A 9,932-nucleotide genomic window follows, 5' to 3' on the forward strand; every position below is an offset into this window, starting at 1 on the left:
CAAACGACACAGCATGAAGAAGTTTGCTTTTGCAGGGTAAAAAATAGGAAACTAGCTCATCGTCTCGCCTGCTTATTCCTCTTATACCGTTCCTCTTTTGAACGACGGGAGCTGTTCAGGGCTAGCCTAGAGACACACTAAAAACTACTGCATATAAATCAACAACTTATTGATTTAATTGCTGATAGTTACTCTTATTATGGATAATATTTTAACGGGTAAAACAATGTCCTGGCTTAATTCCCTTTTAGTGACACTTACATCTGTGGAACCCCATAAGGTACCTGTCACAGTCATCGGCCTCGTTACCTTTGCCGTCATATGTTTTATTTTCTTTTATTTAGTCAGAGCTATCAGAATTGTTAGTGGCCTGAAAAAATACACACGAGTAATCAACAGCATTGAAAAAAGCGAGCCAGAAGCCCAGATAACACATCTGCAAAGCCTGTTTCAGCGGCCTGAACTCAGGCATGCGTGGAACGAGTTCGAAGAATCGTTGCACCCACAGCGTGAACTTGAGAACGGGGAAGAAAAAATTGTTCGAGTTCGCGCTACAGCACCGAGCGCAAGTTTTTTCTCAGAACAACAACTGGTTGATATTCCGCTAAACACTGAGTTCTTTAAACATCTGCCCGGTATTCTGACAGGTGTGGGAATTATCGGCACCTTTTACGGACTAATGATTGGGCTCAACCATTTCGATCCCACCACTCCTGAGCAGGTCACTAGTAGCGTCAATAATCTGCTGCACGATGTGCTATATGCCTTTCTGGGTTCGGCATTTGCTATTTTTGCTTCCATTCTGGTCACTTGGCTGGAAAAGCTATCTATCGCTAAATGCTACAAGTATCTGGAAAAATTCACTGCGGCCCTGGATTCTCTCTATGACAGCGGTGTGGGCGAGGAGTACCTTGCCTCGCTGGTGAAATCCAGTAGTGAAAGCGCAACTCAGGCACGCCAATTGAAAGAGAGTCTGGTTACCGATTTACGCGATATGTTACTGGGTCTGGCCGAAAGCCAGAAAATTGAAAATGAACGACTGGCGAATACATTAAGTAACACCTATCGCGAATCGGGTGCGCAGTTTGCCGACCAGGTGAGTGGTGCAATTGAAAATAGTCTAAAGTCACCGCTGGAAAAAATCGCGGGTGCAGTTCAGACCGCCAGCGGCGATCAAAGCGGCATGGTGCAGAATATGCTACAGGATGTGCTGACCGCATTTATGGCGAAACTTGATACCACCTTTGGACAGCAGTTTACAAATCTGAATGACATGATGGGGCAGACTGTTGGCGCTATTCAAACAATGCAAACCGGTTTCGCCACGTTATTACAGGACATGCGTCAGGTGAGCGATGATTCCCGCCAGGGCAGCGCGCAGCTTATCGAGCAACTGTTATCAGAGATGAAATCTGGCCAGCAAGCTATGCAGGCTGGTATGCATGACATGCTCACCAGCCTTCAGGCCTCGGTGGCTAGAATTGGCGCGGAAGGTGAAGGTGCCGGTGAGCGAATGGCTCGCCAGCTTGAGAAAATGTTTGCCGATAGTGAAGCGCGAGAAAAAGCCCAGGCAGAACATATGACCGCCTTTATTGAAACCATTCAAAATTCAGTGCAGCTGGGACAAAGCGCCACAATGGAAAAAATGGCGACGTCTGTCGAGACACTCGGTGAGCAGCTGGGCAGCATGTTTGCTCAGATTGATAAGGGTCAGCAACAGATTTCAGCGACTCAGCAAGCCAACCAACAGTCACTGCACGAACAGACACAACGTGTGATGAGTGAGGTAGACGATCAGATTAAACAACTGATCGACACTGTTGCCAGCCAGCATCAAGGAACGACAGAAACACTTCGCTTGCTTGCAGAACAAACCAACCGACAGATTCAGGATATGCAAAACGGCGCGGACAAAATGCGCCAGGCTGCCGAACGCTTTGAACATGCAGGTGATCGGGTGTCGGAAGCAAACCACCTTACCGCTGACGTGCTGAATAAAGCGCAATCGGCCGGTTCATCACTCTCCCTTGCCACCAGCGAACTCACTTCCATCGTGGCTGATTATCGTAACAACCGGGAAGCTGTTAGCAAATCCATTGCCATGCTGGAGCTGCTCGCCGCAAATACGCAGTCTGAACAAACCACGCGCAATCAATTCATCGCCGATCTTCAGCTGCACGGTGAGCGTCTGCAAGGCTATAACCGTGAAGCACAGGCTTTTATGGAAAATGTCAGTGACGTGCTCGGGAAAGGGTTCGAAGACTTCTCCGAAGGTGTTTTACGAAGCCTGGATAAAACGCTGGGCAAACTGGACGTCGAAATGGCGAAGGCCTCTACTCTGCTCGCGGGTTCTGTTGAACAGATTGGAGAGAGCGTCAGCGAGCTTGATGATGTTCTGTCACGCGTTCGTGCCTAAGGGGTGACAGCTGATGTTTGGAAATGCATTTGGCGTTAAAAAACGCAGCGGCGATGAAGCTGAGAAACCCTTCTGGATCTCCTATGCCGATTTGATGACGGCCATGATGGTATTATTTTTGGTGGTTATGGTAGCGTCATTGAGTTCTGTCACACAGCGTATTCAACGTGCTGAGGAAGGGGAAAAAGTCAGGGGACAAGATATCGCCAGATTGTGTGAACGCCTGGAGCTTCATGCCCGAAATGTGAACAAAACCATCGTGGTCGACTGCCACGATAACCGTATCAGCTTCGGCGAGGCAGGACGTTTCGATCACAACCGGTTTTTCCTTAACGCTGAAGGGCAAAAAGCGTTGCAGGATGTCGTCCCCCTGGTGCTGGATGCAGCCGATAGTGAAGAAGGCAAGAAGTGGTTTAAGCAGATCGTCATTGAAGGGTTTACCGATACCGATGGTTCGTATCTTTACAACTTACATCTTTCCCTTCAGCGCTCTGAGTGGGTTATGTGCAGTTTGCTTGATAGTCGCAGTTCTCTGCAAAGCAGCATTTCTACAGAGCAGCAAATCCAGATTCGTAAGCTTTTTCTGGCAGGCGGCGTTTCGTTTAATAATGCGAAAGAGAGCAAGGAAGCCAGCCGCCGTGTTGAGTTGCGCATGCAGTTCTTTGGGCTTAAGGATAAACGTGACGGACTCAATGAATTAGATTTCCCTTCGGTGGTTAATAAAGAAGTTTGCCAGCTGGTAATGCCACTATGACGCCTGCACTAAATTCTCTTTCTCAACGCATTGCTGCGAGGCTTTCTACCAGCCAAGGGGATGACCATTATCTGCATAATGATTTCCACGCGCTGGCCTCCGCTGCTCTCGATATGGAAAAGCGGTTTGATAAGGCAGAAAGAATCCCCTCACCGCCGCAAGAAATGCGGCTGGCAGCTCTGCGTCGTCTTCGCCTTGCACAAGAACTCACAGAGCGAGAGTGGCGGATGGTGTTTTATGGACTCGCCGATAATGATCCATCATATCCCGATCGGCCAATACTGCTTGAGGATGATGCGTTTTTCCCTGAAGTAAACAATGCAATCAAAAAGCGGCTTGAAACTAAAACCCTGAAACGCCGAGACTGGGCCGCACTCTGTTCAAGCTATTTTGCTTACCAGAACCCATCACCTGAGACAAATCCACACTGGTGCGTACTGCGTGGTCATATAGCTCAGGGTTACCTGGTGGTGAAAGCGGCTATACGACGAGAAAAATCGTGGATGAAAACCATTGAATTTTATCACGATATTTTTACCCCCCAGGCGGGAGGCGTGATTTCCAGACAGTTACTTGCGGGGGAGAGCAATTCAGTCTCGTCATTAGAAAAAATCGCGCAAATCCCTGATAGCAGTTGGTTGTGGAAACGTATTTTTACGGTGCTTTTAGCGCAACTGGACACGCTCGACGCCCCCCAGTTTCTGGACAAAATTAGTTGGTTATTAGGTCTGGCTGCGCAGTGGGTACGTTTTCGTGATGACATCATCACTGCAATTCTGACTCGCTATTATCATTCTATCTATCGCGATCAGGCTCATTCAGCTTTGAAGCAGGCCGCGCTGGAGTACTGGGATAACCCGCAACTAAAAAGCCAGCAGAATAAATGGCATCAGTATGTCTCTGAGCCGGTGGCTGCGATGGTCCGCGGCTGGCTGGCTAAACAAGATCTGATGCATTTCTTTGAGCTATTACGTGGAAAAGGCGATGTTGACCACGCCAGACTCTTCTATTGGCTACGTTTCGCCAATCAGATGGGATTTACCCGTATCGTCATGGGAACTGATGCCTGGCAAGATCGTGGCAGCGACTTTGTGAAATTCCGCGAAGAAAATAGAGGGCGGTTAAGCCATTTGCGAGGCGGGCGTAGCTTTGATAACGCCATGGTTATGCAGATTAACGATTATATCTTTGTTGAGTTTTCCGGGACGGGAAATGCGATGTATGCCTACCGGATGGGCCAGGCTCCATTTAATCCCGAGGCAGAGTCGTTAGATATTAATATTCATTTGAAAGATAAATACCGTAATATTATTCGGCTCCCACACATGCCACGGGCCGAAGGTTATAACAAAGTTCGGGTCACCGGCTGGATGTTGAAATACGACGATGAGCTACGCAAGTTAGGCATTCGGTGGATGGCAGAAGAACCCGTCAAGTTTGTCGATAAGAAAGCGTCCTCTCCCGCCTCTATGTCCGACATCAAAATCATCAACCCGATGCGTGATACGGCAATACAGCACCTGGTTGAAGGTAGCTCATGTATCGTCAGCGATAATCGACAAAAAGGTGGCGTACTGTCCGTACAACTCAATCCTTCTGACGACACCATAGAAAGAGAGTTGTTACGGCTAGGCTTTGCGCCCGTGGCTAAAGAACCGCATCGTTACTGGATCAAATAATGCTGAAACGTCTGTTAAGTAAACTGACGGGAAACCGTCAGCAGATAGAACGTCACCTAAAGAATCAGTACCAGATTGAGGAAAACGGACTCAGCTTTCCGCTATCACTGATTGATGATTCGCAGCTTTGGGCACTGGCATCCTGGCTTGAACAACTGGCTGAAGAAGACTATCTGATATCACTTACAGACCGGTGGTTGTTGAGTTGGGACGCACTGTATCGCCTGCTGGAGGATGAGGAACATGCCAGCAGCCTGCCTCTTATCGGTGTACCCGACGTACTGCCTTTACGCGCAAGCCTGAGTTCACGAGGAGCATTAAGCGATAGCGATTTTCGCGTCTGGATTGCTGAATGGGCTACGCTTCCAGCCCGTAAGCCGCTCCGTTTCAGTCGTACCGGGGCCATTTTAACCCATGAAAATCAGCAATACCTGTTCTCGCGAGAAAACTGGGCCCTCATACAGGCAACAGAACAACTCAGTGCACAGCAAAATCAGACTCCTGGTGAAACCACTAACCAGTTGGGATGGGCCGCTATCCGCAAATGTGCGAAGCAAGCAGCCGCAAAATTTGATGATTATTTAGAAAAAACGCATGTCGTCAAACCAACTTCATTGTCATTACGTCTGCGTAAAGCAACGGTTGCCGATACTGCTGTTATCGAAATTGAGCCCCATTTCGAGGACCAGCCTGCTAATTGGCTGGGCAGTTTTGACAAGAACTCGCAGGTTCACGATAGCTATCGTATCCCTGCCGAGAATGGCGAACTCAGCCACGTCATCATCCCTCCCGAAGTTAAAGAAGTCCTGAATTCAATACACTCGATCCCAGGTCGTCGAGTGGCCGGAAGCGAAGCGCTTTCCTTTGTTCGCAATCCTTATACCTTCCTGGGTGAGGATGCCGCCAGTATTATTGCCCCTGAAGAACATGAACAGGCACTGTTTGATGCCAGGATTTTCTTTCATCATTTCAGGTTGATACCGCAACTTAATGCGGAAAGTAACATCGCAGAAGTTACGCTGGTACTTGAGCCTGTTTCACCTGTTCCCCAGCCAGAAATCACTTTTGTGTTCTCAGCGCCCTGGGAGATGGAAAAATTCATACAGCAACTCGGTATTAGCGTCGCTGCACAGATGCCTGCCGGTTCATGGCAAGGTTACGAGCTAGAATTAAGTCAGTTCACTGAACAGCAGTGGCACGATTGCCAGGCACTTCTAACTCGCTGGCAGCAAGAAATTGAAGGAAAAGAATTTAGCGATGTGCTGGATATTGCAAAATATGGCGATCGCGTGATTGGCATCGGTGAATTTGAAAAAATCTCTTCTCCCTGGCTGACCAAAGCGCAGAGTGAAAACTGGCTTCCTGATGACATCAATTTATCCGCGTTTTCAGCCGAAACACTATCTGGCTGGCAACCTGAAAATCTTCACCATTTCGATGAACTGCAGGAGAGAATTACTCAGGCAGAAGCTGCAGGTGAAACGCATATCACCGCACCATGGAATGACAGCCAATTACCGTTGGATGCTGCTAAAACCTTCAGTAAGAACTGGGAAAAACAGCAAAGCACTGCAAATGAATATCAAGGCAACGTTGCAGATAAAACGGCCCGAGCCGTACTCAAAATTGAACAGAATATTGAAGAAACGGCCTACATCAAACAGCGCCGCACTTCACTCCTCAATGCGCGTCATGCCGAGCCTGAAATTCCTCTGAGCCTTAAAGAGTATATCCGGCTCAAAGACCATCAACGTGAAGGCGTAGCCTGGCTCCAGCAACTCTTTCTTCGTTCACCTGAGGAAACCGCAGGTTGCCTGCTGGCGGATGATATGGGGCTTGGGAAAACGCTGCAAATTCTGAGCTTCCTGGTATGGTTCATTGAAAAATTCCCCCAAGAACCGCCGAGTCTCATTGTTGCTCCTGTCTCTCTTTTAGATAACTGGGAACGTGAACTGGACAATTTCTTCTATACCTCAAGACTACCGGTATTGAAATTGTATGGCGAGACCATTAAAGCGGTGAAATATCCCAAACAGGCTATCCCTGCTCATCTGCAATCTCAGGGGATCAAAAACCTGCTTAAACCTGGCTGGCAAGGTGAGGCGAAAATCATCCTGACGACCTACGAAACGCTTCGCGACCAGGAGTTTTCTCTGGCACGCCAGCCGTGGTCCATTATGGTATGCGACGAGGCACAAAAAATAAAAAACCCAGCTGCGTTAATCACACATGCGGCCAACGCGGTACAAGCCAGGTTTAAAGTGGCATGCACAGGAACGCCTGTCGAAAACACACTTGTCGACCTGTGGAGCTTATTTGATTTTGCCCAGCCAGGATTGTTAGGGGCACTAAATGAATTTGGTAAACACTATGTTCGTCCCATCGAGAACGAAGATGGCCGCGATACGGAACGGCTGGAAAGTCTGCGGGCGCTGATAGAACCTCAGACTTTACGCCGAACTAAAGAAGAGGTTGCGCGTGATTTACCCCAGAAAATTGAAGTGGAAAGCTGCAAGCAATTGACGTTGTCTGGCGTGCAAAAACAGCTCTATCTTTCATCCGTTGCAAACTGGCAACAACAGCAAGCACTGAGCGAAGGGATGCAGCAGGCCGGAACCGGTATGTTAGGTTTGTTACACCGACTGAAACTCATCTGTGCACACCCTGCAGTAGTTAATCCAGAGCCACGTTTTCGTGATAACTCACCCAAGCTTAACTGGCTGCTGAAAATACTCGCAGAAATAAAACACACCACGAAGGATAAGGTCATTATTTTTACGGAGCTTCGAGATTTACAGCGCGAACTTCAACATGCTATCCACCAAAAGTTTGGTTTCCGCCCTGTCATTATCAATGGTGATACCAGTACTAAAAGTCAAAGCCAAAACAGCCGCCAGCGCCTGATTGATGATTTTCAGGCTCAGTCTGGGTTTGGGGTGATTATTCTCTCTACGGTTGCTGTCGGGTTCGGCGTTAACGTCCAGAAAGCCAATCATGTTATTCATTTTACTCGCTGCTGGAATCCTGCCAAAGAAGATCAGGCAACGGACCGCGCTTACCGAATTGGGCAAACTAAAGATGTCTATGTTTATTACCCGACAGTAAGGGATACTGAAATCACCACATTTGAAGAAACTCTGGATGACCTATTGCAGCGTCGACGTGCATTGGCCAGGGATATGCTGTGTGCAACTCCTGATTTGAGTGGTGCTGATTTTGAGGCTGTTGTTGCCAGAAAACCTTCGATTTAAACACAGCTAAATGCTAACCACGCCACCAGCCCAATAAGCGGCTGGTGTCTCCGTGTTTTACTATCTAGCCTTTCATCAATCTTGCCAGCACATTGCAGTACAACTAAAATCCTGAAAACATGACGAGGACTTGCTAATGAGACAAGAAACAGCACCATCTCAGATTACCAAAGCACAGATATACCGTTCTGTTGCCAGCTCAACCGCTATTGAGACAGGTGTTTCAGTGCAAAAAATTGAGCAGCAACTCAAACAAAATCAAGCACAGGCAAAAGCTGTTAGCCTCGCACGCTAGTTTAGCAAGATGTCGTCCACCAGTTGCATCATCGGGCTGTAGTCCCCTGATACACCAGCCTGTATTGCCTTGAAGTAAAATGCCTTGTGCTCATCCCACAGGCTGTAATCCAGTAAGCCCTTCCCCGCCATAACCGACAGCACATTGCAAAGCAGTCTCGACAGACGCCCGTTACCTTTTCACTACAAAGCCACCTTACTCTGATACCGGCCATCTTTGCGGATTTTACTATGAATCGCATCCAGCCTGACGGAGGAGTAAACTCTCTCCCGCGAGTGTTGCTGCCACTTATTAAGTTCAGGCATAACTGAATCGGTTAAAACATGGCTGTTGGTAGTATGCGGAGTCGCTGCTCCGGACACTGAAATATGTGCCTCGATAGCCGTCATGGGGGTTCAGAACGATGGAAGATACCTGCGGATAAGTTTATGGGTTGGTAAGAGCGGCGTCATGTGTAAGACTGTGACTTACTGAAAAAACGTGATGAACTGTATAGTCGGGCGCAGAAAGTGCATCCTGAATGCGAGTCAGGGAGAACAAGAAACTGGCAACCGGAAGGTCCTGTGACTTTGAATCCGTAGCGGAAAAAACAGACAGCTTAAATTAACTAAGGAGTGTAAACTACCTTGACACTTATCGGAGGCCGCTGCGATCTTTTCGATTACATCAAAATGCTTTGTAACAGTAAGTGTCGGCATGCTTTAAACGATAAGATGTCACCGACCGAATATTAAAACCAATACCATCAATGAATGAGATATATCTAGGTTATCAGTGGCGATTCAATCATGGCTTTAGAAAAAGTTATCTATGAAACTGAAGAAGTTAAAGGATTCTCTGATGAAGAGCTTTATCGACGACTGTGTGAGAGCTGGGGTTCAAATAGCGGAAAACTAGCTGTTTGGGGCAAGATTAAAAATCGAACAAACTTTGGTGACCGAAAGCTCCCGACACTTCTTCTAGATATAAAATCCCTCCAAACAGGGCTGCACCTTGAATACCCCATCAATGTTCGTTTGGCCATGGTCAAAGGTGTTTTTATTTCTTTCAAAAGCGTCGAAGAGTTGTTTGGTATAGATGATGAGAGTTTTATCTCATGCGAGCTTGCTTTAGCGCCTCAATCCGAGCGTGAAAAACATGAAAACCCATTTGAATGCAATGTGGTGGTGAGTTCAGTTCGTCGACTTATCAAACTTCCTGAATATAGGGCGAATGACATTATCAAAGGCGATGAAAGTATCTTCTTAGATGATGCTGTTTATAAACTGCATTTACAGAACGTTCAGTCAAGAATTGACGGCGAAGTCAGTGCGCTAAAGGCAGAATTCGAGCGAGAAGAATCTTCATTAAAGGCGCAGATATCATCATATGAAGATCTGCTTCAGCAAACACAAGAAGAATTAAATATAAATAATAACATTCTTTCTCAAGCAAGAGTTAAAGCTCAAGAGTTGGAAGAAAAAAACACAGAATGGCTACGCAAAATCGCGTTGCAAAAGAAGGTAGAAGAGACGATGTCAAAAAAAATTGAACGCTT

The 9,932-nt window shown here is 47.3% G+C and carries 6 protein-coding genes and 2 pseudogenes; 6 read left to right on the top strand and 2 right to left on the bottom strand.

What is annotated here, in order from left to right; all coding sequences use genetic code 11:
- Positions 1-226 precede the first annotated feature (226 nt).
- From zorA1 to B3797_RS01820, 5 genes are all read left to right on the top strand, one after another.
- Positions 227-2,416 carry a type I Zorya anti-phage system protein ZorA1 gene (zorA1, locus tag B3797_RS01800; protein WP_311790272.1) on the top strand — a complete coding sequence of 730 codons (2,190 nt, stop codon included), beginning with the start codon at positions 227-229 and terminating at the stop codon, positions 2,414-2,416.
- A 13-nt stretch (positions 2,417-2,429) separates the two neighbouring features.
- Positions 2,430-3,170 carry a type I Zorya anti-phage system protein ZorB1 gene (zorB1, locus tag B3797_RS01805; RefSeq protein ID WP_311790221.1) on the top strand — a complete coding sequence of 247 codons (741 nt, stop codon included), beginning with the start codon at positions 2,430-2,432 and terminating at the stop codon, positions 3,168-3,170.
- The gene (gene zorC / locus B3797_RS01810; protein WP_311790222.1) at positions 3,167-4,849 is read left to right on the top strand and encodes a type I Zorya anti-phage system protein ZorC; all 1,683 of its coding nucleotides are present in this window, start codon (positions 3,167-3,169) and stop codon (positions 4,847-4,849) included. The genes zorB1 and zorC overlap by 4 nt, the downstream gene beginning before the upstream one ends.
- Positions 4,849-8,100, top strand: a complete 3,252-nt coding sequence (gene zorD / locus B3797_RS01815) for a type I Zorya anti-phage system protein ZorD (RefSeq protein ID WP_311790223.1) — start codon at positions 4,849-4,851, stop codon at positions 8,098-8,100. Before zorC ends, zorD begins: the two co-directional genes overlap by 1 nt.
- A gap of 136 nt (positions 8,101-8,236) precedes the next feature.
- Positions 8,237-8,395, top strand: a complete 159-nt coding sequence (locus B3797_RS01820) for a hypothetical protein (protein ID WP_311790224.1) — start codon at positions 8,237-8,239, stop codon at positions 8,393-8,395.
- On the opposite strand, the pseudogene B3797_RS01825 reads toward B3797_RS01820, so the two are convergent.
- Positions 8,392-8,574, bottom strand: a pseudogene (locus tag B3797_RS01825) (cell filamentation protein Fic); the annotation flags it as partial. The gene B3797_RS01820 and the pseudogene B3797_RS01825 overlap by 4 nt on opposite strands.
- Positions 8,575-8,577: 3 nt before the next feature.
- On the bottom strand, positions 8,578-8,784 hold the full coding sequence (locus B3797_RS19565) for a transposase (protein WP_414693022.1): 207 nt from the start codon (positions 8,782-8,784) through the stop codon (positions 8,578-8,580).
- Between the two features lie 399 nt (positions 8,785-9,183).
- Between B3797_RS19565 and B3797_RS01835 the strand changes: the two are divergent.
- Positions 9,184-9,932, top strand: a pseudogene (locus B3797_RS01835) (restriction endonuclease); the annotation flags it as partial.

Origin of the sequence: Pantoea sp. UBA5923, assembly GCF_002431095.1 — a bacterium.
GTDB classification, from domain to species: domain Bacteria; phylum Pseudomonadota; class Gammaproteobacteria; order Enterobacterales; family Enterobacteriaceae; genus Pantoea; species Pantoea piersonii.